At 59.2% G+C, this 25,741-nt stretch carries 30 protein-coding genes, 1 tRNA gene and 1 pseudogene; 15 read left to right on the top strand and 17 right to left on the bottom strand.

The annotated features are described in order from the left end of the window. Positions 1–276 precede the first annotated feature (276 nt). Complete coding sequence (locus tag AB4N91_RS19880; RefSeq protein ID WP_102595906.1) at positions 277–1,491, top strand: class I SAM-dependent methyltransferase; 1,215 nt, start codon at positions 277–279, stop codon at positions 1,489–1,491. Positions 1,492–1,576: 85 nt separating this feature from the next. Here the strand turns inward: AB4N91_RS19880 and AB4N91_RS19875 are convergent, their stop codons facing one another. Beyond that, positions 1,577–2,467: a DMT family transporter gene (locus AB4N91_RS19875; protein ID WP_077749584.1), complete on the bottom strand. Its 891-nt coding sequence runs from the start codon at positions 2,465–2,467 to the stop codon at positions 1,577–1,579. Between the two features lie 278 nt (positions 2,468–2,745). On the opposite strand from AB4N91_RS19875, the gene AB4N91_RS19870 reads away from it, so the two are divergent. From AB4N91_RS19870 to AB4N91_RS19860, 3 genes are all read left to right on the top strand, one after another. Beyond that, positions 2,746–3,327 (top strand): DJ-1/PfpI family protein, encoded by a 582-nt coding sequence (locus AB4N91_RS19870; protein WP_102595575.1) that lies wholly within the window; start codon positions 2,746–2,748, stop codon positions 3,325–3,327. Between the two features lie 14 nt (positions 3,328–3,341). Further along, complete coding sequence (locus AB4N91_RS19865; RefSeq protein WP_008025707.1) at positions 3,342–3,647, top strand: ribbon-helix-helix domain-containing protein; 306 nt, start codon at positions 3,342–3,344, stop codon at positions 3,645–3,647. A gap of 175 nt (positions 3,648–3,822) precedes the next feature. Then, positions 3,823–4,167 carry a YegP family protein gene (locus AB4N91_RS19860; RefSeq protein ID WP_010462476.1) on the top strand — a complete coding sequence of 115 codons (345 nt, stop codon included), beginning with the start codon at positions 3,823–3,825 and terminating at the stop codon, positions 4,165–4,167. A 144-nt stretch (positions 4,168–4,311) separates the two neighbouring features. Here the strand turns inward: AB4N91_RS19860 and AB4N91_RS19855 are convergent, their stop codons facing one another. Next, a complete protein-coding gene (locus tag AB4N91_RS19855) occupies positions 4,312–5,199 on the bottom strand; it encodes a dihydrodipicolinate synthase family protein (protein ID WP_154913779.1) in 888 nt (295 codons plus the stop codon). Positions 5,200–5,228: 29 nt separating this feature from the next. After that, positions 5,229–6,011: an aldolase gene (locus AB4N91_RS19850; RefSeq protein ID WP_010462472.1), complete on the bottom strand. Its 783-nt coding sequence runs from the start codon at positions 6,009–6,011 to the stop codon at positions 5,229–5,231. 108 nt (positions 6,012–6,119) lie between these two features. On the opposite strand from AB4N91_RS19850, the gene AB4N91_RS19845 reads away from it, so the two are divergent. After that, positions 6,120–6,662, top strand: coding sequence for a helix-turn-helix domain-containing protein (locus tag AB4N91_RS19845; protein ID WP_077749587.1), 543 nt, complete (start codon positions 6,120–6,122; stop codon positions 6,660–6,662). A gap of 150 nt (positions 6,663–6,812) precedes the next feature. Here the strand turns inward: AB4N91_RS19845 and AB4N91_RS19840 are convergent, their stop codons facing one another. Beyond that, on the bottom strand, positions 6,813–7,832 hold the full coding sequence (locus tag AB4N91_RS19840; RefSeq protein WP_077749588.1) for a DUF4917 family protein: 1,020 nt from the start codon (positions 7,830–7,832) through the stop codon (positions 6,813–6,815). A 154-nt stretch (positions 7,833–7,986) separates the two neighbouring features. Between AB4N91_RS19840 and yiaY the strand changes: the two genes are divergently transcribed. Further along, positions 7,987–9,135, top strand: coding sequence for an L-threonine dehydrogenase (yiaY, locus tag AB4N91_RS19835; protein WP_010462467.1), 1,149 nt, complete (start codon positions 7,987–7,989; stop codon positions 9,133–9,135). Here yiaY and AB4N91_RS19830 read toward each other — a convergent pair. Together AB4N91_RS19830 and AB4N91_RS19825 are read right to left on the bottom strand one after the other, a co-directional pair. After that, the gene (locus AB4N91_RS19830; protein ID WP_460111688.1) at positions 9,132–10,298 is read right to left on the bottom strand and encodes a multidrug effflux MFS transporter; all 1,167 of its coding nucleotides are present in this window, start codon (positions 10,296–10,298) and stop codon (positions 9,132–9,134) included. The genes yiaY and AB4N91_RS19830 overlap by 4 nt on opposite strands. Positions 10,299–10,316: 18 nt before the next feature. After that, positions 10,317–11,549, bottom strand: coding sequence for an aminotransferase class I/II-fold pyridoxal phosphate-dependent enzyme (locus AB4N91_RS19825; protein WP_083374850.1), 1,233 nt, complete (start codon positions 11,547–11,549; stop codon positions 10,317–10,319). 136 nt (positions 11,550–11,685) lie between these two features. Here AB4N91_RS19825 and AB4N91_RS19820 point away from each other — a divergent pair, with 136 nt between their 5' ends. Next, positions 11,686–11,946, top strand: coding sequence for a hypothetical protein (locus tag AB4N91_RS19820; RefSeq protein WP_083374849.1), 261 nt, complete (start codon positions 11,686–11,688; stop codon positions 11,944–11,946). Here the strand turns inward: AB4N91_RS19820 and AB4N91_RS19815 are convergent. Further along, positions 11,901–12,389, bottom strand: a complete 489-nt coding sequence (locus tag AB4N91_RS19815) for a DMT family transporter (protein ID WP_145307430.1) — start codon at positions 12,387–12,389, stop codon at positions 11,901–11,903. The genes AB4N91_RS19820 and AB4N91_RS19815 overlap by 46 nt on opposite strands. Before the next feature lie 77 nt (positions 12,390–12,466). Between AB4N91_RS19815 and AB4N91_RS19810 the strand changes: the two genes are divergently transcribed. From AB4N91_RS19810 to AB4N91_RS19785, 6 genes are all read left to right on the top strand, one after another. Next, entirely contained in the window at positions 12,467–13,408 is a 942-nt protein-coding gene (locus tag AB4N91_RS19810) for a LysR substrate-binding domain-containing protein (RefSeq protein WP_049870737.1), read from the top strand. Between the two features lie 10 nt (positions 13,409–13,418). After that, entirely contained in the window at positions 13,419–13,856 is a 438-nt protein-coding gene (gene fos, locus AB4N91_RS19805; RefSeq protein WP_460111686.1) for a fosfomycin resistance glutathione transferase, read from the top strand. Between the two features lie 43 nt (positions 13,857–13,899). Beyond that, positions 13,900–14,538, top strand: coding sequence for a LysE family translocator (locus tag AB4N91_RS19800; protein ID WP_010462451.1), 639 nt, complete (start codon positions 13,900–13,902; stop codon positions 14,536–14,538). An 84-nt stretch (positions 14,539–14,622) separates the two neighbouring features. Then, entirely contained in the window at positions 14,623–15,972 is a 1,350-nt protein-coding gene (locus tag AB4N91_RS19795) for a sensor domain-containing protein (RefSeq protein WP_145307424.1), read from the top strand. Between the two features lie 116 nt (positions 15,973–16,088). After that, the gene (locus tag AB4N91_RS19790; RefSeq protein WP_010462447.1) at positions 16,089–16,247 is read left to right on the top strand and encodes a KGG domain-containing protein; all 159 of its coding nucleotides are present in this window, start codon (positions 16,089–16,091) and stop codon (positions 16,245–16,247) included. A gap of 73 nt (positions 16,248–16,320) precedes the next feature. Next, positions 16,321–16,824 (top strand): DUF4142 domain-containing protein, encoded by a 504-nt coding sequence (locus tag AB4N91_RS19785; RefSeq protein WP_010462446.1) that lies wholly within the window; start codon positions 16,321–16,323, stop codon positions 16,822–16,824. Positions 16,825–16,891: 67 nt separating this feature from the next. Here the strand turns inward: AB4N91_RS19785 and AB4N91_RS19780 are convergent, their stop codons facing one another. Beyond that, positions 16,892–17,302 carry a low affinity iron permease family protein gene (locus AB4N91_RS19780; protein ID WP_010462444.1) on the bottom strand — a complete coding sequence of 137 codons (411 nt, stop codon included), beginning with the start codon at positions 17,300–17,302 and terminating at the stop codon, positions 16,892–16,894. Positions 17,303–17,647: 345 nt separating this feature from the next. Between AB4N91_RS19780 and tam the strand changes: the two genes are divergently transcribed. Then, positions 17,648–18,418 carry a trans-aconitate 2-methyltransferase gene (gene tam / locus AB4N91_RS19775; RefSeq protein ID WP_460111683.1) on the top strand — a complete coding sequence of 257 codons (771 nt, stop codon included), beginning with the start codon at positions 17,648–17,650 and terminating at the stop codon, positions 18,416–18,418. 261 nt (positions 18,419–18,679) lie between these two features. On the opposite strand, the gene AB4N91_RS19770 is transcribed toward tam, so the two are convergent. Together AB4N91_RS19770 and AB4N91_RS19765 are read right to left on the bottom strand one after the other, a co-directional pair. Beyond that, positions 18,680–19,408, bottom strand: coding sequence for a class I SAM-dependent methyltransferase (locus AB4N91_RS19770; RefSeq protein WP_460111681.1), 729 nt, complete (start codon positions 19,406–19,408; stop codon positions 18,680–18,682). 433 nt (positions 19,409–19,841) lie between these two features. Beyond that, on the bottom strand, positions 19,842–20,105 hold the full coding sequence (locus tag AB4N91_RS19765; RefSeq protein ID WP_010462435.1) for a hypothetical protein: 264 nt from the start codon (positions 20,103–20,105) through the stop codon (positions 19,842–19,844). A 407-nt stretch (positions 20,106–20,512) separates the two neighbouring features. On the opposite strand from AB4N91_RS19765, the gene AB4N91_RS19760 reads away from it, so the two are divergent. Next, positions 20,513–20,734: a DUF6500 family protein gene (locus AB4N91_RS19760; protein ID WP_229801735.1), complete on the top strand. Its 222-nt coding sequence runs from the start codon at positions 20,513–20,515 to the stop codon at positions 20,732–20,734. Between the two features lie 144 nt (positions 20,735–20,878). Here AB4N91_RS19760 and AB4N91_RS19755 read toward each other — a convergent pair whose 3' ends face one another. From AB4N91_RS19755 to AB4N91_RS19725, 7 genes and pseudogenes are all read right to left on the bottom strand, one after another. After that, the gene (locus AB4N91_RS19755; protein WP_077749600.1) at positions 20,879–21,238 is read right to left on the bottom strand and encodes a helix-turn-helix domain-containing protein; all 360 of its coding nucleotides are present in this window, start codon (positions 21,236–21,238) and stop codon (positions 20,879–20,881) included. Further along, positions 21,238–21,438, bottom strand: a pseudogene (locus AB4N91_RS19750) (type II toxin-antitoxin system HigB family toxin); the annotation flags it as partial. The pseudogene AB4N91_RS19750 and the gene AB4N91_RS19755, both read right to left, overlap by 1 nt. A gap of 226 nt (positions 21,439–21,664) precedes the next feature. Then, positions 21,665–21,738: transfer RNA gene (locus AB4N91_RS19745), tRNA-Gly, on the bottom strand. Positions 21,739–21,919: 181 nt separating this feature from the next. Further along, on the bottom strand, positions 21,920–22,804 hold the full coding sequence (locus tag AB4N91_RS19740) for an alpha/beta fold hydrolase (RefSeq protein ID WP_077749602.1): 885 nt from the start codon (positions 22,802–22,804) through the stop codon (positions 21,920–21,922). A gap of 313 nt (positions 22,805–23,117) precedes the next feature. Then, positions 23,118–23,810: a pseudouridine synthase gene (locus tag AB4N91_RS19735; protein WP_010462322.1), complete on the bottom strand. Its 693-nt coding sequence runs from the start codon at positions 23,808–23,810 to the stop codon at positions 23,118–23,120. A 57-nt stretch (positions 23,811–23,867) separates the two neighbouring features. Beyond that, on the bottom strand, positions 23,868–24,062 hold the full coding sequence (locus AB4N91_RS19730) for a cysteine-rich CWC family protein (protein WP_010462319.1): 195 nt from the start codon (positions 24,060–24,062) through the stop codon (positions 23,868–23,870). A gap of 6 nt (positions 24,063–24,068) precedes the next feature. Continuing rightward, positions 24,069–25,556, bottom strand: a complete 1,488-nt coding sequence (locus tag AB4N91_RS19725) for a sensor domain-containing diguanylate cyclase (protein WP_460111678.1) — start codon at positions 25,554–25,556, stop codon at positions 24,069–24,071. Positions 25,557–25,741 lie beyond the last annotated feature (185 nt).

Genomic DNA, 25,741 nt, shown 5'->3' with positions numbered 1-25,741 from the left:
GAGAGGGCTTTTGTGGCGAGGGAGCTTGCCCCCGCTGGGGCGCGAAGCGGCCCCCCAAATCAGCCAATGCGGTCATTCAGATAAACACGGTTGCAGGGGGTAGGGCTGCTTCGCAGCCCAGCGGGGGCAAGCTCCCTCGCCACACAATCCCACTCAATCCAGTAGCGTTTTTGCTTCGGGTTTCGCACCGTTCGGGAAATTACCCGTGCCCTCGTATGCCATCCCCCCTAAAATACCCGCCATTCCCGATCCGCTCCGCCCGAGGCCGTTTTTTCCATGTCTGTCACCGCCACTCCCGCCAGCCTCGCGCCGGATCACCACGCCCAGTTCATCGACCTGCTGCAAACCAGCCTCGACCAGAATGCCTTCATCAAACTGGTCCTGGCCAAGTACGTCGGCACCGAAGCCGATTTGCAGCGGTTGATCATCAAGCAACTGACGGTCAAGGATCAGGCCTGCCTGTCCTTCGTCTACCGCTACAAGACCCGCGACATCACCAAGAACCTGCCGCTTGCCGAGGGCGTCGCGACCATCGGCGCGCTGTTGCCGGCCTCGTTCAAAAATGCGCATTTACTGTCGCTGACTGACGAAGCCCAGCTCGAATACAGCAAAAAGGGCAAGTCTTCGCTGTTCAAGAGCAAACCTCAGCAATTGCGTGAAGTGCCGTCCGCCGAGCATAACCGCGAGAAGAACCGTTTCCTCGACCTGAACCGGCCGTTCCTCGCTGACCTCGGCGTGACAAACAGCAAGCACGAGCTGATCCCGGCGATGTCGCGCAAGTGGAAGCAGATCAACAAGTTCATCGAAGTCTTCAGCCATGCGCTGACCACCTCGCCCTTGGCCCTGGATAAGCCGGTACAGGTGGCGGATTTCGGTTCGGGCAAGGGATACCTGACCTTTGCGATCCACGACTATCTGCGCAACACCTTGAAGGCCGAAGCCGTGGTGACCGGCGTCGAGTTGCGCGAAGAAATGGTCAACCTGTGCAATGCCGCTGCCGCCAAGCTTGAGCATCCGGGGCTGGTGTTCAAGTGCGGTGACGTGCGAAGCGTCGCGCCGAGCGAGCTGGACGTGATGATCGCGCTGCACGCCTGTGACATCGCCACCGACTACGCGATTCACACCGGCATCCGCTCCGGCGCCTCGATCATCATGTGCTCGCCGTGCTGCCACAAACAGATCCGCCTGCAAATCCAGAGCCCGGCGCTGCTCAAGCCGATGCTGCAATACGGTCTGCACCTGGGCCAGCAAGCGGAAATGGTCACCGACAGCCTGCGAGCGCTGTTCCTGGAAGCCTGTGGTTATGAAACCAAGGTGTTCGAGTTCATCTCACTGGACCACACCAACAAGAACAAGATGATTTTGGCGGTCAAACGCGCCGAGCCGGTCGACCCGGCCCAGCTGTTGGTGAAGATCCAGGAGCTGAAGGATTTCTACCACATCAGCGAACATTGCCTGGAAACCCTGCTGCGCGCCGACGGCTACCTCTAAAACACCGCATGACCCTGTAGGAGCCAGGCTTGCCGGCGAAGGCGATAGTGCCGACGCCTTCGCCGGCAAGCCTGGCTCCTACAGGTCACGTAGTGGCAATGCGGGCGGGTTTGATGGCGGTCTTGCGTCCGAGCATCACCGTCACGATCACCCCGGCGGCAAACAGCCAGGTGATCGGCTCGATATGTTCACCAAAGAACAGCGCCGAAAACGCGATGGTGAAGAAGATCTGCAACAGCTGGATCTGACTGACTCGGGCAATGCCGCCCATCGCCAACCCGGCGTACCAGGCAAAGAACCCGATGAACTGCGAGAACAGCGAAACATAACCAAACGCCCACCAAGTCTTGGCGGATATTTCGCCCTGGTGTTGCAGCGCCAAATAGACCACCGGTCCGATCAGCAGCGGCGTCGATAACACCAGCGCCCAGCAGATCACCTGCCAGCCGCCCATCTCCTTGGCCAACCGGCCGCCCTCGGCATAACCCAGGCCGCCCACGGCAATCGCCCCGAGCATCAGCAAATCACCGGCCTGAATACTGCCGGCCCCGCTGATCAGCGCATAACCCAACACCAGCGCACTGCCCAACGCCGCGCAGGCCCAGAAGGCTTTCGACGGTCGTTCGTGGGACAACCACGCGGCGTAAAGCGCGACGCACAGCGGCTGCAAACCGTTGACCAGTGCGCCGTGGGAGGCCGGCAAGGTTTGCATGGCCCAGGCCGACAACACCGGAAAACCGAGGATCACGCCTGCGATCACCAGTGTCAGGCCTTTGACCTGTTTCCAGGTTGGCCATTTTTCCCGGCGCCACAGCAACAACATCGCCGCCGGCACCGCCGCAAACAACGCCCGGCCCAGGCCGTTGAGCAGCGGATGAAGTTCCTGCACGACGATCCGCGTGAAGGGCAAGGTGAGGCTGAAGATCACAACGCCGAGCAGGCCGAGGGCCATGCCGGTGTTTTCGCGCGAGGACATGATGGGGGACCAGAATGTTAGGTGGCGGGAAGAGACTTCATCTAGCCATAAACCACGGGGATCGCGCTGTTACAGATAGGCGCAGAGTTATCCGTACAGTTGAAGGGCGCCTTCGCGGGCAAGCCTCGCTCCTACAGGTATGGTGGTGCCTTTGTAGGAGCGAGGCTTGCCCGCGAAGAACGATAACGCGGTTTTCAGGTAGTAGCTGGTTATTACCCGACCCGCTGGATAAGGACTACCTTGAATACTCCTATGCATTTCCCAGAGGAGTCCTCCCCATGGCTGCCAAGAAAATTCTGATGCTGGTCGGCGATTACGTCGAAGACTACGAAGTGATGGTGCCTTTCCAGGCGCTGCTGATGGTCGGCCACACGGTGCACGCCGTTTGCCCGGACAAATCCGACGGCCAGACTGTGCGCACGGCGATTCACGACTTCGAAGGCGACCAGACCTACAGCGAAAAACCCGGTCACTTGTTTGCCCTGAACTTCGATTTCGCCAAAGTCGCTGAATCCGACTACGACGCGCTGCTGATCCCCGGCGGTCGTGCGCCGGAATACCTGCGCCTGAACGAAAAAGTCCTGGAGCTGGTGCGCGCATTCGACAAGGCCGGCAAACCGATCGCTGCCGTGTGTCACGGTGCGCAACTGCTCGCGGCAGCTGGAGTTCTCGAAGGTCGCGAGTGCAGCGCTTACCCGGCCTGCGCGCCGGAAGTGCGCCTGGCGGGCGGTACGTTCATCGATATCCCGGTGACGGAAGGCCACGTACAAGGCAATCTGGCCACTGCGCCCGCCTGGCCGGCGCACCCAAGCTGGCTCGCCGGTTTCCTTGGGTTGCTGGGCACCAAAATCACGCTGTAACGAGGGGCTTTTCCATGTGCGAGCTGTACGTCAAAGCTGATCCGATTCTCTACGAATCGCGCTCCCGCTCGCTGCGCATCTGCGGGGTGGTCACCACCCTGCGCCTGGAAAATCAGTTCTGGGACATCCTCAGCGAAATCGCCGAGGTCGACGGCATGACCACCAACCAGTTGATCGCCAAGCTGTATGAAGAGGTGATGGACTACCGCGGCGAAGTGGTGAATTTCGCCTCGTTCTTGCGGGTGAGTTGTACGCGGTATCTGAGTCAGCGACGGGTACAGGCGCCGGAGTTGTCGGTGGTGCGGGCGGTGGTGAAATAGGGTTGGTTTTGCGCTGGCCTTACCGGCCCCATCGCGAGCAGGCTCGCTCCCTCGGGGGAACGCATTCCAATGTGCAAGCGAGCCTGCTCGCGATGGCGGTGTTACAGGCGACAGATGTCCCGGGCTGGTCTTTACTCTGAAGCGCGAGACCACTCAATCGCCAAGGAGAAAGAGCATGTCCGGATGGTACGAAGTGAGCAAAAGCAGCAACGGTCAGTTCAAGTTTGTACTGAAGGCCGCCAACGCCGAAACCATTCTGACCAGCGAGCTGTACACCACTCGCGGTGCTGCCGACAACGGCATTGCTTCGGTGCAGAAGAACAGCCCGCTGGATGAGCGCTACGAAAAGAAAACCACCAAGGATGGCCATCCTTACTTCAATCTCAAGGCCGGTAACCACGAGATCATCGGCAGCAGCGAGACCTACTCTTCCGCTGGCGCGATGGATAAAGGCATCGCCAGCGTCAAGGCCAACGGGCCGACCACCGTGATCAAGGACAAGACCTTGCCGGTGCTTTGATCGCTCCCTTCAGGACCAACACAATTCCCCCCGTAGGAGCGAACCTGCTCGCGATAGCGGCTTAACATTCGACGAAGATGTTGAATGTCAGTCCGCCATCGCGAGCAGGCTCACTCCCACATGGGTTTTGTGTGCGGCTTGAGATCAGCGCAAGGCTTTCAGCAATTCTTGCAACTGGCTGATCCCGGCCTCGCCGAGTGGAAACACCGGCAACCGCGGATCGCCCACTTCCAGCCCGGTCGTACGCAGCCCCGCCTTGATCGTCGCCGGCAAGCCACCCTTGAGGATGAAGTCCAGCAGCGGCAACTGGCGATAGAACAGTTCACGCGCCTTGCCCAGGTCATTCGCCAGCACCGCGTCATACAGATCCAGATTGAGCTGCGGAATCAGGTTCGGCGCCGCTGTGCACCAACCTTTCGCACCCGCCGCAAACGCTTCCAGCGCCAGCGGGTTGCAGCCGTTGTAGAACGGCACCCGGCCTTCGCCGAGCAGTTGCAGCTTGTGCATGCGCTGGATGTCGCCGGTGCTCTCCTTGACCATGGTCACGTTCTCCACGGCGTTGACGATCCGCAGGATCAGGTCCACCGACATGTCGGTGCCGCTGGTGGCCGGGTTGTTATAGAGCATGATCGGGACGCCGATGCTGTCGCCGATGGCGCGGTAGTGGGCGAGGATTTCCGCTTCGCTGAGTTTCCAGTAGGACGTCGGCAGAACCATCACCACATCGGCGCCATGGGCTTCGGCGAAACGGGCGCGGCGCACGGCTTTGGCGGTCGTCAGGTCGGACACACTGACGATGGTCGGCACGCGCTTGGCCACATGCTTGATGCTGAATTCACTGACCTGATCCCACTCCGCGTCGCTCAGGTAAGCGCCTTCGCCGGTGCTGCCCAGTGGCGCGATGGCGTGGACGCCGCCGTCGATCAAGCGGTCGATGGAACGCCCGAGCGCGTCGAGATCGACGCCTTCGCCATTGGCGGTGAACGGGGTGATGGTGTAGCCGATGATGCCGTGAATGGTGGGGGTCGACATGTTGTGTCTCCTTCAGGAAATGGGTGGGTTCAGTTCAGGCAATCGGCGTGTTGACGCAGGTGCTGCCGGGCGTAGTAGTTGAACGCGGCGCCGTGGCGCTTGGGTTTCGAGATCCAGTCATGGGCTTCGCGGCCCAGGTCCGGCAGGATTGGTTTGATGGTCCCGGCACTCATCGCCAGCAGTTGCAGCTTTGCGGCACGCTCGATCAGCTGAGCAATGACACAGGCTTCTTCGATGGTCGTGCCGGTGGACAACTGGCCGTGGTGCGACAGCAGGATGGCCCGTTTGTCGCCCAGTGCGCCGGCGATCAAATCACCTTCTTCGTTGCCCACCGGTACGCCCGGCCAGCCTTCAAGAAACGCGCAATCGTCGTAGAGCGGGCAGAGGTCCATGTGGGAAATCTGCAGCGGCACTTCGAGCATCGACAGCGCCGCGACGTGGGTCGGGTGCGTGTGAATGATGCAGTTCACGTCGGGCCGGGCGCGGTACACCCAACTGTGGAAACGGTTGGCCGGGTTGGGCATGCCGTGGCCTTCGAGCACTTCCAGGTCTTCGTTGACCAGCAGCAGATTGCTCGCGGTGATCTCGTCGAAACCCAGGCCCAGTTGTTGAGTGTAATAGGTGCCAGGCTGAGGGCCACGGGCGGTGATTTGCCCGGCCAGGCCGGAGTCGTGACCATTTTCAAATAGAATCCGGCAGGTCAGGGCCAGCTTTTGCCGGTCGGTCCACGTATTATCCGCCAGGGTGTTTTGCATCTGGGTCAACGCTTGCTTGACCAATTGCTCTTTGGGTAATGCTAAGGTCTTGGCCATCTCGGTGTCCTTGGGTGGTTCATGCAAATGACACAGCAAAGGCTATATGACACTTTGTGTCATAGGCAAGGGCAAATCGTCGCCTCCTTGATGGATTAATCGTTCTTCATGTCTATCCGTTTGAAATTACTTAGAAAAAAACTTGGCGTGACGCTGGAGGCCCTGGCCGAAAAATCCGGCATGACCAAGAGCTATCTGTCGAAAGTCGAGCGCGGGCTGAATACGCCGTCGATCGCGGCTGCCCTGAAACTGGCCAAGGCGCTGAACGTGAAGGTCGAGGAGTTGTTCTCCGAAGACAACATCAGCCTCGACAGCTACAGCCTGGTGCGCAGCGACGAGCGCCAGTCCCTGGCGGCCAACGATGAAAGCCCCGGCTACGCGGTGCTGGCCCACCAGGTCAGCGAGCGCAGCCTGCTGCCGTTCATGATTTATCCCCCGACAGAATTCGCGGATAAAACCTTCAAGGAACACGTGGGGGAAGAGTTTCTGTTCGTCCACGAAGGGCAGGTGGAAGTGGACTTCATGAACGAGCGCGTGCTGCTCAATCGCGGGGATGCGCTGCACTTCAATGCGCAGAAACCGCACCGGATTCGCTCAGTGGGGGAGGCTCAGGCGCAGTTGCTGGTGGTGGTGCATAGCGCTGAGGAATGAAGTTGCGGTGCTGTTGTGGCGAGGGAGCTTGCTCCCGCTCGGCTGCGAAGCAGTCGTAAAACCTGACAATGCGTTTTCTCTGAAAGAATGCAGGGGCCGCTTCGCAGCCCAGCGGGAGCAAGCTCCCTCGCCACAGGTTCGGTGTTCGCTTCAGACCTCGACGGGAACTGTGAGCTTCGGGCTGCCGAGCGCATGGGTCTTCGAATCAAAAAACCGCAGTTCTGACCCCGTTCCCTCAAACACCTTCGTGTAATGCCGCTTCTGATGCTGGATAAACGCCTTGCTGCGCGGGTAAATCGAGATTGCCACTACCTTGGGTTTCGCCTGGCGCAACGCATGGATGATGTGGCTGTCCTGTTCGCCCAAGGCATGCCCGAACAGGCATAACCCCTCACCATGGCTCAGCAACTGGTCATAGCAAAACGACAGATAATCCGAGCTGCGAATGGTCTTGAGCTTGTCCTGCGCCGGCCCTTCGTTGACGAACAGCGGCACATCGTCCAGCGTCTTGATGGTGTTGTTGATGGCGAAACTGCCCAGCAATGTGCCCTCCGTCGACATCAGCTTGCGTGCCGTGCCGTCCTGATTGCGCACCAGGTGCAGGCCACCGTGCAGGTACAACAAACGGGTTTTATCGGTCGCCGTGGCGCTCAAATCAAAACCCGGTTCGGCACCCTGGAACAGATCGGTGATGGCATCCGGCTGATGCTGGATCGCCCAGTAGTTGAGCAAGTCGTAATTGGTGGTGAACACCGTTCGATAGCGGCCCAGTTCCTGACTGATCGTCGCCAGGGTCGAGGGCACCACAAGCCGCCACGGGATGTGCACCGCGTGGACTGTGTTGATCAGCGCTTCCTTGATCGCGTAGTAACGATTGCGCGGCGCAGCGGAGCTGACGGCCAGGGCCTTGTTGACCCGGCTGGTGATTTTCAGCGCGCTCAGCACCTGTTCGAAACTGCGGGTCTGCATGGCGTCGAACACGCTCAGCTCGGACTGGCTCAGGGGTTTTTCTTCGACGGTGCGGGCATTTTCGAACAACGAGTCGTAGCCGAAGTCGTCCCACACCGCACGGCTGGCGCCGTTGCCGACCAGCAAACCGCTGAACGAGGCGGTGGCGCGCAAGGCGTTCCAGTCTTCAAGTTGGGCATCAACATCCTGGAAATCGGTCATTGCGGTCAAAGTCTCAAAGCAAAAGGTCTGATGGGCGGCGACTTTATCACGACCGGGACTTGAGCCAGATCAAGTTACTGCCTGCCCGAAGCGTCGATCCTGTGCGCACCCGCCGGATCGGCACTACCGATCGGTTTAGCCAGGAGAATCGCTCATGAGCAGCACGTTTTTCATTCCCGCCGTTAACATCATGGGCAATGACTGCCTGGACGAAGCCATGGTTGCCATTGGCAAATACGGCTTTCGAAAGGCGCTGATCGTCACCGACGCCGGGCTGGCCAAGGCCGGTGTGGCGAAGATGATTGCTGAAAAACTGGCAATGCAGGACATCGACTCGGTGATCTTCGACGGCGCCAAACCGAATCCGAGCATGGCCAACGTCGAGCGCGGCCTGGGCCTGCTCAAGGAAAGTCGCTGTGATTTTGTGGTGTCGCTCGGCGGCGGTTCGCCCCATGACTGCGCCAAGGGCATCGCGTTGTGCGCGACCAACGGCGGGGAGATCCGCGACTACGAAGGCGTCGACCGATCGACCCAACCGCAATTGCCGCTGATCGCGATCAATACCACCGCCGGCACGGCCAGCGAAATGACCCGTTTTTGTATCATCACCGACGAATCGCGCCACGTGAAAATGGCCATCGTCGACCGCAACGTCACGCCGTTGCTGTCGGTCAACGACCCGGCGCTGATGGTCGCCATGCCCAAGGGATTGACCGCCGCCACCGGCATGGACGCGCTGACTCATGCCATCGAAGCCTACGTGTCCACCGCCGCCAATCCGATTACCGATGCCTGCGCACTGAAAGCCATAACCTTGATCAGCAGCAACCTGCGTCTGGCCGTGCGCAATGGCAGCGACATGGCGGCACGGGAAAACATGGCTTACGCACAGTTTCTCGCCGGCATGGCGTTCAACAACGCCTCCCTGGGATTTGTCCACGCCATGGCTCACCAGTTGGGCGGGTTCTATGACTTGCCGCATGGCGTATGCAACGCGGTGCTGCTGCCCCACGTGCAGAGTTTCAATGCGCTGGTCTGCGCCCCGCGCCTGACCGATGTGGCCCACGCGATGGGCGCCGATATCCGTGGCTTAAGCCCGGAAGAGGGTGCTCAAGCGGCCATCACGGCGATCCGCAGCCTGTCCAGCGACATTGAGATTCCCGCCGGTTTGCGTGAACTCGGCGCCAAGCTCAACGACATCCCGACGCTCGCGACCAACGCGCTGAAAGACGCGTGCGGCCTGACTAATCCACGGGCGGCGGATCAGCGCCAGATCGAGGAGATTTTCCGCAGCGCGTTCTAGTCGGTTTGCCGGCCGGGCGTGAGCCTCACGCACACCATCGCGCCCAAGGCCAGCAAGGTGCAAAACAGGGACAGTGGCCATGCTTGCTGGCTTGCGATCAGACTGGCAATCGCGCCGATGATGGCGGCCATCAGCTGGTGGATGAAACCACTCAACGCCATCGCATAAGCCCCGCCGACCGGCGAGCCGTCGTTGGCCAGGGACAGGCTGATCGGGTAGTTCAAAGACTGCCCGAACACGGCAAAGCAGTATGGCAACCAGAGCAGCAGCGCAACGGAAGTGCCCGCGATGCTCCCCAGCAACATCACCGCGCTACCGCCCAATACCAGGCCCACGCCCGCCGTCATCAGCCAGCGTTGACCGGTGCGAAGCACAAAGGCATTGACCCCCAAAGCCCCCAGGAAATACGCCGCGCTGATCGGCCAGCCCAACAGCCCGTATTCCACGGCCGACCAGTTGAAGGGGCCTTGCAGAATCAGCGGCGCTGCGGTGTTGAACGCAATGATCACCCCATAACCGAGGCCGCCGGCGAGTGCCGGCAGCAGGAAGGCGCGATCACGCAAAATGCGCCCGTAACTCGGCCAGGCGGACGACTGGACAGGCTCCTCGTTCAGCAACGGGAACGTGACCCGCGCCACCGCCATCGCCATCAACAGACTCGCGCCACCCAACAGATAGAAAATCGCCGGCCAGCCCAGCGCCACCTGAATGATCGACCCCAGGTACTGGCCGATCCCCAGCGCCACTACAAACGAAATCGAGAGCCAGGACAGCGCCTTGGCCAGCAGGTCACCGCGGAAACTGTCGCGGATCAATACCCGCGCCATGACCGAAATCCCGCTGGCACCCATCCCCTGGACCAGACGCCAGAACAGGAACGTTTCAAGCGACTGGCTCAAGGGCAGGGCAAGGTTACCCAGCCCGTAGATACCGAGTGCGGCGAGCAACACCGGCTTTCGGCCAATGCGCTGCCCCAGACTGCCCCAGAACAACATCGGCAGCGCCATGCCGATCAGGTACACGGCCAACCCCCAGGACACCTGCGAGGCGTCGGCTGACAGACCCCGGGCAATGTCCGGCAACGCCGGCAGGTAAATGCTCATGCCCAGTTGGGCGAGAAACACCGTGCTGCAGGTGACGAGGAGGGTGGTGCTGCTCTTCATGGGGTCTTCCTTGGGTTTCTAGCTGAGGTCCCGGGTGTGTGCGGGTAAAAGCTCGGTGACGAGTTCACAGAAATGGCGGATCAGCATCGGCTCCATGTCGGCGCGCAAGGTGATTCTGATCGCAGCCTTGCCTTGTTCGACCACGGGGAAAAAGACTGTCGAGGTAAAGAAACCGAGATTGGCCAATTCGATGGCAATACGGTTGGCCAGCGTCGCTTCACCGCAGTGGATCAAGCGGATGGCCATGTTACTGCCCTGTTGTGCGGTTCGTATCAGGCTGTCAAAGAGCCGGATATTAGCCTGAAGTTTTTCCTGTAGCGCGACGAATGCCGGCGTGCGATGCAACTGGATGGAGGCCCTTCCCGCACCGATGGCCGCGCTGTTCAGACTTTGCGACCAATTGCTGGGGCCGCCATAACGTTGAATCAGCTTTTTCTGCCGTTCATTGCCCAGCATCACCAGCCCGCCGCTGGCGCCAAATGACTTGGCCAATGAGGCGACGATCAAGGCGTCATCGTCCAGAGCCTGCAACCTTGGGCGTACCAGACCGGCCCCGCAAGTGCCAACGGCGGACAGTGCGTGGGAGTCGTCGAGATAGAGAAAAAGGCCATAGCGATCCCTCAAGTACAACAGACCGTCCATGTCGGCGACTCCGCCCATGCTGTACGCGCCGTCGGCAACATACGCGACCCTGTTGTGGTGCTGGCACTGCGTTTCGAGGAAGTCCATGTCGTTGTGCGGACTGGTCACGACCTTGGTTTCGTCGGCGCAGGCGGCTTTGAGGTGATTCATCGAGTAGTGTGCCAACCGGTCAAATACCATCACCGGTGGCTGGTTCTCGGTAAATACGCCACTGGCCAGCAGCGGCAGGATGCCGGCACTCGCCGCGCTGCACGATAAGGTGCTTAGGCACGTGGCGCCGAACAGTGCCGAGAGCTCGGTTTCGTACAGCTCCAGGATCGCCAGTTTGCAGCGGTTTTTCGAGTTGGCGACGCGCAAGGTACCGGTTTCCCACAAAGTGGTCATGGCACCGTCGAGCAAATCGGGATGGTGATCCAGGCCCAGGTAGGAGGTGGTGCAGAAGTGATGAAAGGCGCGCCCATGTTGGTCAACCATGCGGTTGCTGCTTCTGATGTCGACGTTCAATCCCGCGACTTTCCCTGCTTCCGCAGTGTCCCAGCTGTGGTCCGCCAACGAGATCAGTTTTCTATAGTTGGTGAAAGTGTTTGTAGTGTGTGTTGTCGGGTCCATTTGAGGTGTCTGTCCTTGAGTGATGAAATCGTCCGTGTGTTTCCAGACTTTACAGAGAGCGGCGGGGGCATTGAATCGGCCGTTTCCTGTTCGGTTGAGTGTTACAAGAGATTTATGTGTAGGGCGACGCCCTGCGATGCTGTGGGCCAAAACCGGGCTATCCCGCCGACTCAGCCGAACTGAAGTCATCGAGCTGGTCAAGCAACTGGCGACCAGCGCCGACGTGCTGATCGAAAACCTGCGCCCCGGCGCCCTGGCAATGATCACTGATGTCCTGCGGGAGCGATCCGCGCCACGCCGCCGATCGGGTGGGAGCGAGCCTGCTCGCGAAAGCGGCCTGACAGTCCCCGCTCAACCCGCCGCCACCAACCCCTTCCCTGGCGCCGCACTGAACTGAATCAACGCGACCCCGGCGATCAACAACACTGCCCCCAACACCCGCGGCAAGGTCATCTGTCGTTCCACCAACCCAAACCACCCGAAGTGATCCAGCACCAGCGAAGCCACCACCTGTCCCGCCAGCGCCAACGCAATAAACCCCGACGCCCCCAGCTTGGGCAGCAGCATCAGCGCCAACGAAATAAAACACACCCCAAACGCACCCCCCGCCCACATCCACAACGGCGCCTTGCTGATGAACGCCAGTGACGGCAACGGCAAGCGCATTGCCAACATGATCGGCAACAACACGACGATACTCACCAGCAACGACGCAAGCGTTGCCCACAACGGATGGCCCAACCCACGCGTGAGGTTGGCGTTGATCGCGCTCTGAAACGGCACCACCGCCCCGGCAACCACGGCCAGCAGCAACAGCCCGGCCCAATGCAATGTACTCATGATCATTCTCCAACAGGTTTTGCTGGACTCTAGAGTATTCGTCGTGCAGATTTAAATTCCGAATTGCTATCCAGAACATGCACCAGATGAATGATCTGCGGCGTATCGACCTCAACTTGCTGGTGATCCTCGACGCCTTGCTCAGCGAGCAGCACGTCACGCGCGCGGCGCAGCGCTTACACCTGAGTCAGCCGGCGGTCAGTCATGCCCTGGCGCGGTTACGCGACTTGCTGGGAGACCCTTTGCTGGTGCGCGCGGGTGCCACGCTCGTACCCACGCCGCGAGCCATGGAATTGATCGCACCCTTGGCCGAAGCACTCGCTCAGGTGCAATCCCTGCTGGCCCCGAACGCTTTCGACCCAGCCACGGCCAAGCGCACGTTTCGTCTGGCAATGTCCGACTATGGCGCCGCCATCGTCCTGCCAGGGCTGATTCGCACCTTGCGCCGGGAAGCGCCGGGCATCGACCTGCAAATCAGCCACGCCAGCCGCGAAGGCATGCTCGACGCAGTACTTAATGGCGACATCGACCTGGCAGCAGGTGTCTTCCCTGAACTGCCAAACGAGCTGCGCAGCACGCCACTCTTCGAAGAGCACTACGCCTGCCTGGTCGATCGCAACAGCCTGCCTGCCAATGGCGTACTCGACCTGCCTACCTACCTCGCACGGCCACACGTCCTGCTGGAAATGCGCGGCAGCGGCACGCCTGAAATCGAGCGGGCGCTGACGGCGTTACGTGAACGCCGTCGCGTCGCGATCAGCCTGCCGCACTGGAGCGTCGCTCCGGAATTCATCAGTGGCACAGACCTGATTCTTACCGTGGCTTCACGTGGGCTGCGCGAGATTGATGAGCGCTCGCTGGTCGTAGTTGCGCCGCCGTTTCATATTCCGTCATTTACGTTTGTGTTGGTCTGGCACACACGGCGGGGCGGGGATCAGGCGTTGAACTGGTTGAATGGGCGGATTGGGGAGGGGATAGTGCATAGCGACCTGACTACCGGCCCATCAAATAACCGTTGAGGTAAACAAATTGCTCACCGGCCTCAACCACTTGACCCTCGCCGTCACCGACCTGAACCGCAGCGTGGCGTTCTATCAAGACCTGCTGCAACTGCGCCTCGAAGCCACTTGGGACACCGGCGCCTATCTGTCACTGCCGGGTTTGTGGCTGTGCCTGTCCGTTGATCCGCTGCGCAACTCGGGACCCGCCGCCGATTACACCCATTACGCCTTCACCATCAGCGCAATCGATTTCCCCGTGTTCGTCGAACGCCTGCGATCCGCCAGCGTACAAGAATGGCGCGACAACCACAGCGAAGGCGCGTCCTTCTATTTCCTTGACCCGGACGGCCAAAAGCTCGAAGCCCACGTTGGCGATCTGGCGTCTCGGCTGGCCGCCTGTCGCGTGCGGCCGTATGCGGGAATGAAGTTCTTCGACGATCAGTCAGTCGATATACCCGGGACCTGATATAGACTTGCGCCCATTCACCAAATAGTAAAAGGGACTTTCAATGACCCCATCGCTGCTAATGGCCGTTCTCGCCTCGGGTTTCATTTATGGCATCACACCGGGGCCGGGCGTATTGGCGGTGTTCGGGATTGGCGCCGCGCGCGGACGACGGGCCGGGGCGGGGTTTCTCTGTGGGCATTTGTTGGGGGACGTGGTCTGGTGCAGTACGGCGCTGATCGCGATTGTCGGTGCCCGTGAAATCGGCAGCACGGCGTTTGATGTGCTGGGCGTACTCAGCGGGCTGTACCTGTTTTGGCTCGGTTTGCGCGCCATACGGGCGAAGCGCAGCAGCGCCGATGCCCCTCAAGGCCCGGCTCGCCAGCCCTTTTGGCACGGCATTCTGTTTGGCCTCACCAATCCCAAGGCCTACCCCGTGGCGGTGGCGACGTTCACTGCGCTGCTGTCCAGCCGGGCGGAGTTGCTGCACTGGTCAATGTTGCCTTGGTTGATTGTCCTGAGCTTCGTCGGCGGTCTCATGGCCTACGCTATCCTCATTGGCATTGTTGGTGCACGGCAAGTTCGCACCTTGTATCAGCGCCATGAACTGGCGATCACACGGTTATGCGGGGTGATGTTTATCGGTTTCGCCATCAACGCCCTCGCTCATGCACTGCCGGGGCTGGTGACGAACAAGGCTTGAGGTTGAGCGCACGGATGCGTCAATGCCCGATGGGTCATGGAGGGGCTTTTTATTGCTGCATTGTCCGGAAACGCTTATCGCACCATGGCAACCAGAAATTCCGCGCCGTTGGCGAGCTACATCGATCTCTTGCTGGACGCCGTCTGCGCGGTGGATAAACAAGGTCGCTTCGTATTTGTCAGCGCGGCCTGCGAGCGTATTTTCGGCTACACCCCTGACGAGCTGATCGGCCAGCCGATGATTGACATGGTGCACCCCGCCGATCGCCAGCGCACCCTCGACGCCGCGCGCGAGATCATGGGCGGTGATCCCAAACTCAACTTCGAGAACCGCTACCTGCGCAAGGACGGCGCGGTGGTGCATATTCTGTGGTCGGCGCGCTGGTCTGAAGTCGATCAGTTGCGCATCGCTGTGGCCCGGGACATCACCGAGCGCAAGCAGGCCGAATCCCGGCAAGCGGCGTTATACGCGATCTCCGAGGCGGCCCACGCCGCGGAAGATTTGCTGGCGTTGTTCAAGCGCATCCACTTGATCATCGGCGAATGGCTGCCGGCACTGAATTTCTCCGTGGCGTTGTATGACGAGCACTGTGCGCAGCTGAACTTTCCGTATCACGTCGACGACCATGAACTGCAGCCCGAGCAGCCCGGAACCATGACCGGGCGCCTCTGTGCCGAAGTGATTCGCAGCGGTCAGCCGATTTTGCTGACCCTGGACCAGGACACTCTGCCAGAAGGCTTTGAGGCATCGGTCTCCGGACAGGACTCGCCTTGCTGGCTGGGTGTCCCGTTGAACTCGCAAAACGGCATCATTGGCGCGCTGATCGTCAAAAGCGTACCGGGTGGCGAGCGCTACACCGAGCAGGACAAGGAGCTGCTGCAATACGTCTGCGCCCAGGTCGCCACCGCGATCGAGCGCAAGCAGTTACATGCCCGGTTACAACGCATGGCCCAATACGACCAACTGACTCAACTACCCAACCGGGCGTTGCTGCGCGACCGGCTTCAAAATTCGCTGGCGCAGGCTCGCACGGACTCCGGGCGGATGGCATTGCTGTACGTCGACCTCGACCGCTTCAAGGAAGTCAACGACACCCATGGCCACGCAGTCGGCGACATGCTGTTGCAAGCGGTCGCCAATCGGCTCAAGGGCTGCGTGCGTGAGACCGACACGGTGGCGCGTATCGGTGGGGATGAGTTTGTGGTGTTGTTGCACAGCATCCACGCGTCGGAAGACGCTGACAACGTTGCGGGGAAAATCCGTCAGGTGCTGGCGCAACCCCTGCGCCTGGACGGGCAAAGCGTGAACATCCGGCCGAGTATCGGCGTCGCGCATTATCCCGAGCATGGCACCGAAGAACAGCAACTGTTCCGGCATGCCGATGAGGCCATGTATGCGGCCAAGCGCCAACATCATCAGCGCCTAGGGGCCTGAAAAATCGGCCACCGTTCGTCGCGGCGACTCCAACTTTTCTAAACCTTTGCGGTGATCGAAATTCAGATTTTATGCGGCTCCTGCTCGCCGCGATCATCACCAAGAGGTAGAGAATCATGCCTAACTCAAGAAACTCGAACTCGGGAAACTTCGCCAACGATCGAACGAAGGCGTCAGAAGCCGGTCGCAAAGGTGGGAAAACTACCACTACGACCGTCGATAAAGACCCTGCGAAACCCGATATGGGCCGCAAAGGTGGTCAGAAGTCGAAGTAGTCGCAAGGTAGTTTTGATTGAGAGGCGGGGGCGAAAGCTCCCGCTTGAATTTTTATAGAAGGAGGGCGCGACCATGAGCCGGATGGCCACCCGATTACGCACTGCCAGTCTTGTCACGTTGCTGGGCCTGTTTGCCAACAGTGCCTTCGCCCAGTCGCCCGCCGAGTTCATCAACGATGCGTCGGCCAAAGGCATGGCCGACATCGAAGCCAGTCGCCTGGCGCACCAGAAAAGCGAATCCAAAGAGGTCAAGGACTACACCATCGTGGTCATCAATGACCGCACGACCGCCAACCAGCACTTGGCGAAAATCGCCAAACAGCTGGATTTGCCGGTTGCCCCTCGCGAAGAAGTGGTCGACAAGGCCAAAGCCTTGATGCCGGAAGTGAAGGACGGCGCATCCTTTGATCAGGCTTATACCGCCAGTCAGGTGAAGACGACCCAGGAAGCCATCGAGCAGCTTCAACAAGTCGCTCAGACCACCGACGTGCCGCAAATCAAAGCCTTCGCTGAGGAAACCTTGCCCAAACTGCAGAACCACCTGGAAATGGCCAGAGCGTTGCAAGCCAGTCGCTAGACCAGGCGATTAACGGTGTTGAACGCAAACGGCGCGTGATTCACATCACGCGCCGTTTTGTTTGTGCTCAGCACTCATTCAAGTCCTGTTTGCGCTTGCTCGTAGTGGCCAGCCCCGCCAGGTCATGCACGTCTTTTTCGCCCATGGCGCGATAGTGTCTGCGTAACGCTTCCAGTTGCTTGAGGTCCAGCAATTCCAGCCCCAGCATCGCGTTCTGCGCCTCTTTGTTCACCCGCAGCAACTCATCGATTTTCAAGTGCAGGATGTCGGTGTCGCGGTTCTGCGTGTTCTGGATCAGAAACACCATCAGGAACGTGATGATCGTGGTTGAGGTGTTGATGATCAGTTGCCAGGTGTCGTTGTAATCAAATATCGGCCCGCTCAACCCCCACAGACCAATCAGTATCAACGCCCCCATAAACGTCTTCGGACTGCCGGCCCACAGGGCGAGTTTCTGCGAGATTTTTGCGAATTTCATTGCCGTGTTCCTTATAGGGATGCGCCTGATTTTTCAGACAGCGACGGCGGGTTGAAAATTCTACTTACATTTCTGTGCTCATAAAAAATGACTCACTCATCACCTATTCGCCGCGCCGACTTCAAGTGAGGCGAGTTCTGGGGGGCAACATGGCTGGAAACGGGGGGGCATTTTGGTGGTCATTCGATGAGGCGGACGCTTGAGGCGGCGGCCTTTGGTTACACATGGCATTCGGTCAACTGACATGTCGCCATAGGTCGGATAGGGCAGGGCGCGCCAGTCGAGGTATCGTGGCGAACCGGTTGTGCGCCGCTGGCCACAACAACGTATCGACAGGAGAACGCAATGAGTTGGTCCGCCAGACAATACGTCGCTTTTGAAGATGAACGCACCCGCCCGGCCCGCGATTTGCTGGCGGCGGTCCCGCCCGTGGACGCGCGATCGGCCATCGACATCGGTTGCGGCCCCGGCAATTCGACCGAGTTGCTGGTGGAGCGCTTCGCCAATGCCACGGTGCGTGGCCTGGACAGTTCGACCGATATGATCGACGCCGCCCGCAAGCGCTTACCCCAGCTGCAATTCGACACGGCTGACATTGATACCTGGAACGAGCCGGGGCCGTTCGATGTGATTTTCGCCAACGCGGTGTTGCAGTGGGTGCCCGACCACGCGACGTTACTGCCTTCTCTGGCCGCCCGACTGAGCGATGGCGGCAGCCTGGCCATTCAAATGCCCGACAACCTCAACGAGCCGTCCCATCGCCTGATGCGCGAAGTCGCTGCCGATGGACCGTGGGCCAGCAAGTTGGTGGACGCCGCCGGGCAACGCACGGACATGGCGAGTGCCAGCGAGTACTACTCGATGCTGCGACCGCATTGTGCGCGAGTCGATGTGTGGCGCACCACGTACCATCACCCGCTCGCGGGCGGCGCGTCGGGGGTGGTCGAGTGGTTCAAGGGCAGCGGCTTGCGGCCGTTTCTCGAGCCGCTGAATGACGCGGAAAAAGCGCAATACCTCAAGCAGTATCAAGCTGCGATCGAGCAGGCCTATCCGGCGCTGAGCGATGGTTCGGTGCTGTTGCCATTCCCGCGGTTGTTTATCGTCGCGACGCGCTAGGGCAAAAAGGGACGGATAACGCCGAACGTTATCGGTCCCTTTGCCTGGCACTCAGGTATTCAAAAATAAACGAAGCAAAGCCGAACAACCCGATCATCGAAATGATCATGATCCCCAACTCTGAATTGTCCATGTTGATCTCTAGGTGAAAGGTGAGCCGGCACAATAAGGTATCTGTAGACAGGTTCGACGCAGCGATACGTTGTCTTTACCGGGTATCGGAAATTCATATGCAAAAATTACGATGACCCGGCGTGGCCCTCAGCGCTGAACGCTGACCAGCATCATCATCGGCCGCTCTCGCTCTTCGGCCAGGGCCGGTTGCGCCGCCACCTCGGCATCGCTCGGGCCCCATTCGTTGACCTGGCGGATGCTGAAACCTGCGCCAATCAGCGTATTCAGCAACGTGCCTATCGTGCGGTGCTGTTTGATCACGCCTTCGGCCAACCAGTTGGTCACCCGCTCGCCTTCCCGTTGATAACTGTCCAGCGGCCAGCGCTTGTTCCCTTCGCTATCAATCAGCCAGCCCGGATTGCGCGGTGCCATGAAGATTGGGTGTTCGATGGAAAATACGAAACGTGATCCGGGTTTCAGGGCCTCATGGATTTTGGCGAACAGACCCGGGAGATCCTTGATGTAGTGCAGCGCCAGGGAGCTGTAGGCGAGGTCGAAACTGGCTACAGGCAGGTCGAGTTGTTCCAGATCAGCGCGGGCATATTGGATGTTGTCTGCTGACGTGGTTTTGCGCGCCTGCTCCAGCATTTTTTCCGAGACGTCCAGACCGAGCACGCTGTCGGCGCCGTGTTCACTGGCCCAGCGGCAGAACCAGCCGTAACCGCAGCCGAGGTCTACGGCCTTCAGGCCTTTTATGGGCGGCAGCATTGCTTTGAGCGCAGGCCATTCGGGCGCTGCGTCGAGACCGCTGATGGAGCGCGCCATCTGGCTGTAGCCCTGGAAAAACTCCGGGTCGTCGTAGATGTTTTGAGTCATGTTTGGATTGCTCTGTTGAGATCGTTCACGGGCGGCACCTGATGTGCGGCCGATTGGGTTCCCTCGGAGAGTGATGGCGCGTGTTCGTCGATGGCCGCGCAGGGGAGAGGGTGGTTGAAGATAGGGGAGATGCTAGCGGGTTGGGCGGGGAGGGGAAACCGATTGAGCGTTATGGATTTGTAAGCTCGATTTAATGACAAATCGGCGATCCAGAACAATGCCAGGCAGTTAAGCGTGACACCGAACCTGTGGCGAGGGAGCTTGCTCCCGTCGGACTGCGCAGCAGTCCCTTTTTGGGGGCCGCTTCGCGACCCGGCGGGAGCAAGCTCCCTCGCCACAGTGATAGAGCGTTCGTGCGATCTCTTGGTGACCAATGACAGCCGGTCATGACACGCAAAGGGCGCCTCGAAAGGCGCCCGCTCTAACGTCAGAACTATTCCGCATCCATGCGTCGAGCGATCACGTCCAGCACATCGCAACCGTCGCGCAAGGGCACGCAGCAGAGCAATGCAAAGTCGCTGAGGATTACCGCGTCAGACGTGATGTCGCCTCGCATCGCGAGGTTTTCAAGCAGCTGCGTCACGGCCCGAATTCTGTAACTGGCGGTGCTGAGCAGTGAATGCAGCGGTTGGGTGGTGTTGACGTAGAGCGAGGGAAGGTCGTCGGCGTTGCTGGTTAAAGCCATGTATTCGTTCATGAGTGATTACCATGTTAGAGGAAGATCTACCACTCAATCGTCGCCAAACAATAGGGTGGTAGCTGTACGCGGGTTGGCGAACCGGACCATGGTAAAACCGGCAGACCCGAAGGTCTCCCACGCACAGCCACCAAAAAAAGAGGCAGCCGAGTGCGTTCAAAAGCACTCCGAGAATACTCGGAGGCTTCTGTACCATGGCATCGAGTCGCCAAACCCGATACGCCAGTTTTGGCGCGGGTCGACTATAGACTTCATGGTAAAAACACTGCAATGCGCAAGTCTACGGACAATTCCCACCGTAGTGTAGGACCTTGCCTTTTTGAAAGTCGGCTTCGCTCGAAGCCCCGGCAGATGGGCAATCGGTACTGAATTTGGCCGCTACCGAGACCATTAATGGATTGAGAGAAATGATGCGAGAAAGCTTGAGGCAAAAGATGATCGAGGTCTGCAACAAGAAAATGGAGCAGAAGGGGCCGACTGTCGGACTCTCGTTCTACGCTTTCTTTGCAAACAAAAATGATGATCCCGTGCTTTTAATGGAAGCCGCCCAATGGTGGATCGCTGAGCACAAACTCGACCATTTTGAAAAGGCCGCAAAAATAAAGCAGATGGTAGAGCGGAAAGACTAGGAGCACTGGCGCAGTCTGTCCCGTCCTGGCAATGATTTACGCCTGTACGCAGATTTCTGCCACATCCTCAGCAGGAAAAATCACCTGAATCCCACCCAGAAAAAAACCGGCTATCAAGGACCGGTTTTTTGTCAGGGCTGCACGTCAGGCAACACCCGCAAGCAAACTTTCGTAAGGTATCCGCAACCCGTCGTGTAGACGTTTGATCATCGACAAGCTCAGTTTGCGCTTGCGGTTCAGCACTTCGGATACGCGCCCGCTCGTCCCAATGAAGGGTTCCAGGTCGCGAGGGGTCAGCCCTTGCTGTTCCATACGAAATTTAATGGCCTCAATCGGATCGGAGGGCGGCATTGGGTAATGCTCGTCTTCGTACTTTTCGATGAGCAGCGCCAGAATTTCCAGCTCATCACCTTCAGGCGAACCAATGTCTGCCCCCCACAGTTGCTCTATACGAGTAAATGCAGCGGTCAGATCTTCCTGGCTGCGAATCGGTTTAATGTCCATTACACGGTCTCCGCGTTGATCTGATCATATTGGGCGTGGGTGCCGACGAATCGTATGAAACCAAGCTGTCGCAGATAGTCGATTGCCAGAATCACTCGATATTTGTTGCCGTCGATGTTGAATACAACCCTGCCACCCTTGAGGATGTTCGCCGTTCTCAGCTCCGCCTTGACCTCTTGCGGCGTGCGATAAATGGCTTTTCACCGTGCCATGCCGCAATGCTTCGCAAGGGGTTTGAAACCGACTTGCAATGATGAAATCTGTTAATGAGGCAAGAAAAACGCTAACAAAACATCACTTTTGCGCGAAAACGCTAATTTCCGCCCTGAAACACAAAACCCCACCCACAAAAAAACCGGCCATCAAGGCCGGTTTTTTCTTTACCTGCATCCCCCGTCAAAAAACAACGTGAGACAAAAATTCGATTGGAGCGGGTGAAGGGAATCGAACCCTCGTTATCAGCTTGGGAAGCTGGAGTAATGCCATTATACGACACCCGCTCAGAGCGGCTGACTTTGTACCAGATGTGCGCGTGGAAATGAAGTTTTTCTTTGCGCAGGATAGCTTTGGCGCAGGTGACACAAGACATCAGACCGCGTGACGGTCGTTCGCGGGCAAGCCTCGCGCCTACAGGAATGCGTTCAACACTGTAGGGCGAAGCTTGCTCGCGATGACGCTGTTTCAGATGGCCAATGCATGTTGGTCCTGGACGTAGTGGTAACGCGGTCGGCTGGTGTGTTGTGCCGGTTTCAGGAAGCCCATCAGTGCATCGCGGCTGTCTCGGCAGGCGGCTTTGTGTTCCATGTCGAGAAAGTGGCCGGTGGCCTGCAGGGTGCTGAAGGTGGCGTCTTGCACGTGGTTGGCGAACAACCGGGCGCCATCGGCGGCGGTGTATTCGTCCCATTCGCCGTTCATGAACAGCACTGGCACGTTGATTTTCTCTGCCGCTTTGAGAAAGCACTGGCGGTCGCTATGTAGCAGGTCGCTGATGTGGAAGTGCATCTGCCCGTATTCATGCTCGGCGAGCGAGCTGACGTGGCGATAGTTGAAACGCTTGAACAACGTCGGCAGGTGTTTGCCGATAGTGCTGTTCACCAGGTTGCCGACCCGATCTCCATCCCGACTGCCGAGGTAATCAATGCCGCGCTCGAGGTAATCGAGCATGTGCGCGTTTATCTCCGGGGAGAACGAGCTGATCACGGCTTTTTCGATGCGCCGTGGCTGTTGGGCCAGGGCGACCAGGGTCGCGGCGCCACCCCAGGAAAACGACAGCACGTGTTCGGCGGCGAAGTGGTCGATCAGCTCCAGGAGGATCTGCCCTTCGACTTCCTTGGTCAGCAATTTCTCATGCAGGTTGTGGGCTTTTGACTTGCCCGCGTAGGGCTGGTCGTAGCAGACCACATTGAACTGCGGGTGAAGGTTTTTCACGGTTTGTGCAAACGACGCAGTCGTGGCCATCGAGCCGTTGACCAGAATTATGGTCTTCTCTGCGGCGTCTGCGCGATAGAACTCCGTGTAAACCCGATACTGACCCTGTATATCCAGCACAGCGATTTCTGGCCTCATGTCATAAGACTCCAAGCAAGCGGGTATGCGCGCAAATGAGATTGCACGAGCTTTGTGACAGGTAGGCATACGCCTTGAATTTGGAGGCCCATGTCGATCCAGTGCAGTCCGGTCGACGGGTATTGTTATTGGCGGGCAGTCTGCCGGTCTGAGGCGGAACCTGAGGGTTCTCTAACCGGCAAAAAGTTTCTTAGAAGTATGTTTTGACTCGTCGGTCACATTTCGGCCGACGTCCTGATTCAAGCAGGGGTCACGTCATCGCGCAAGTGTCATTCGTAAATTGTTCGACAACTTCTGCTGAGCGGTAGGCTGCTTAGATCAAATGGATCTCTTCGGTGCGCAGTGCTCGGTACTCGCCCGGTTTCAGCGCATTATCGAGCACCAGCGGGCCCATGCTTTCGCGGTGCAGGCGCAGCACTTTGTTGTCGAAGTGGCCGAACATCCGCTTCACCTGATGGTACCGGCCCTCGACGATGCTCAGTCGCGCCGCTTTCGGCCCGAGTACGATCAGCTCGGCCGGTTGCGTGGTGAGGTCCTCGAACGCGAAGTACAGACCCTCGGCAAATTTCAATGCGTATTGCGGGCCAATCTCCTGCTCGGTCTCGACGTAATAGACCTTCGGCAGTTTGGTCTGCGGCTGAGTCAGGCGCCGCGACCAGCTGCCGTCGTTGGTGATCAGCATCAGGCCGGTGGTGTTGAAATCCAGGCGACCGGCGATGTGCAGGTCATCGCTGTCCGGCTCATGGATCAGGTCGAGTACGGTCGGATGCTCCGGGTCGCGGGTGGCGCTGACGCAGCCGGGCGGTTTGTGCAGCATGAAGTAGCGTGCGGGCTTGCCGACTTGCAGGACTTCCCCGTCGACCTCGACACGGCTGAACTCGAGCACTTCGGCATGCGGGTCGCTGACGATTTTTCCGTCAACCTGAACGCGCTTTTCTACCAGCAACAGGCGTACCTGCTTACGGTTGAAGCGCGGCAGGTTGCTGAGGAAACGGTCAACGCGCATGGCTGGGGATCGGTTGGAAAGGGGCCGCGTATCTTACGTGATCGGCCGGGCGGCTGCTTACAACTGCGCCTCGACCTCGGCGCAGCGCGGGCACAGGCAGGATTTGTCGCGCAGTTCGGCTGGCAGCGCTTCAAGCACAGCGGGGTCGATACTGACGCCAAAGCACCAGCACGCCTGATCGACGGTGCGCGGGTCGGCCAGGGTGCAGGCGTTGGCGGCGCCGCAGGCGGGGCATTGGTCTGGCTTGTTCATGCAGGACTATTCATAGCTGGAGTGAGGCATTTCCACGCAGGTTCGGTTACGGCCGGCCTGTTTGGCCCGGTACATCGCATGATCGGCCCGGGAGAGCAGGGTGTGCAAGGTTTCATCGACTTGCAAGGTGGTGAGGCCGATGCTGACGGTCAGCTGCAGTTCCTTGCCGTCGTAGGCATAACGCTGTTGTTCGACATGTTGACGAATTTTCTCGGCGATCATCAGACCGGTCTCACCGTCGGTGTCCTTGAGCAGCACGATGAACTCTTCGCCCCCCCAGCGGCAGACGATGTCGGAGTGCCGCAGGCAACTCTCCAGATCCCGCGCGAAGCCGATCAGCACCTGATCGCCGGCCAGGTGGCCGTAGGTGTCGTTCAAAACCTTGAAATGATCCAGATCCAACAACATCGCAGTCAGCGGCTTGGGCTCGCGCCGGGCTTCGAGCATGGCCTGCGCCGCCAGCAGGTCGAAGCCACGACGATTCGGCAGTTCGGTCAGGCTGTCGAGCGTCGCTTGTGCCTGGATCTTGCCTTGGTAGCGCTTGATCACGCGGTTGAGCAGCAACAGCACGATCAGCGTGACGAACAGACAAATCAGCAGATTGAGGTACAGCGACTGGCGGATTTCACTGAGGGCGCCGTCCTCGCGCTTGTCGACAAACAGATACCAGTTCAGCTCGGGAATGAACCGCACGTTGAGGAAATGGCCCTGGCCCTGGACGGAATATTCATAGCTGCCGCTGTGGGGTTTTGGCAGCTGACTGACCAGGTCCTTCATGTAATCGAGGTCGCCGAGCTTCTGGCCGATGTGCGCGCCTTGCGGGCCGCCCTCGGCGCCCGTCAGCACCAGGCGGCCGAAGTTGTCGACGAAGTACACGCTGCGCTGGTAACGCTGTTGGTATTTGTCGATCAGCTTGATCACCGCATCGACCGTCAGGCCAACGCCGGCAGCGCCGATGAAACGGTTGTGGTAGTCATAAACCTTGTAGTTGATGAAGAAGGTCAGGTTGTCTTTGTTGGCGAGGTCCGGGTCGACATTGATCTCGTAGGGATCGGCCATGTCGCGGACACGGAAATACCAGGCATCGCGAGGTTCCGTGGACTTGACCTGTTTGAGCACGCCTTTGGCGTGGTAGTAGGTGAGGCTGGTGTTGGAGACAAAAAATGCCGTGTAGGCGCCGTAGTGGGTCATGACCTCGTTGAGGTAGCGAGTCATTTTCTCGGCGTCTTGCTCGCCGTTGACCACCCAGTCACGCATGAAGGTGTCGCGGGACATCATCGAGGAAATCAGGATCGGTCTGACAAGGTCTTTCTGGATTTCCGAGTAGACCGTGTCCGAGGTCAGCGGCAGCTCGGTGTTGACGATGCTGTCACGGATGGACGCTCGCGAGGCGTAGTAACTGAGGAAAGAGGTCGCGAGAAAGCCTGCGCCCAACAACGCGATGAGCGTCAGGACCAACGAACGTTGCGAATACAGCGGCGAGTGAAGCGGCATGGCGATTCCGTCGGCAGTGACCCAATGGCAGGCATTCTAATGGCACTGCGGGGAAAATAACTGCTCTATGTGCAGCGCGAATGATTGTCCACACACGCCTCCTGCGGGAGCTTGATCATTCCCACGCTCCGCGTGGAAATGCATCCTGTGACGCTTGCGATGGGACGCGGAGCGTCCCGGGCAGC

This window comes from Pseudomonas sp. H3_D04, from assembly GCF_054669175.1.
Note: the sequence above shows the minus strand (reverse complement) of the source record. Positions and strands in the feature narration are given on the sequence as shown.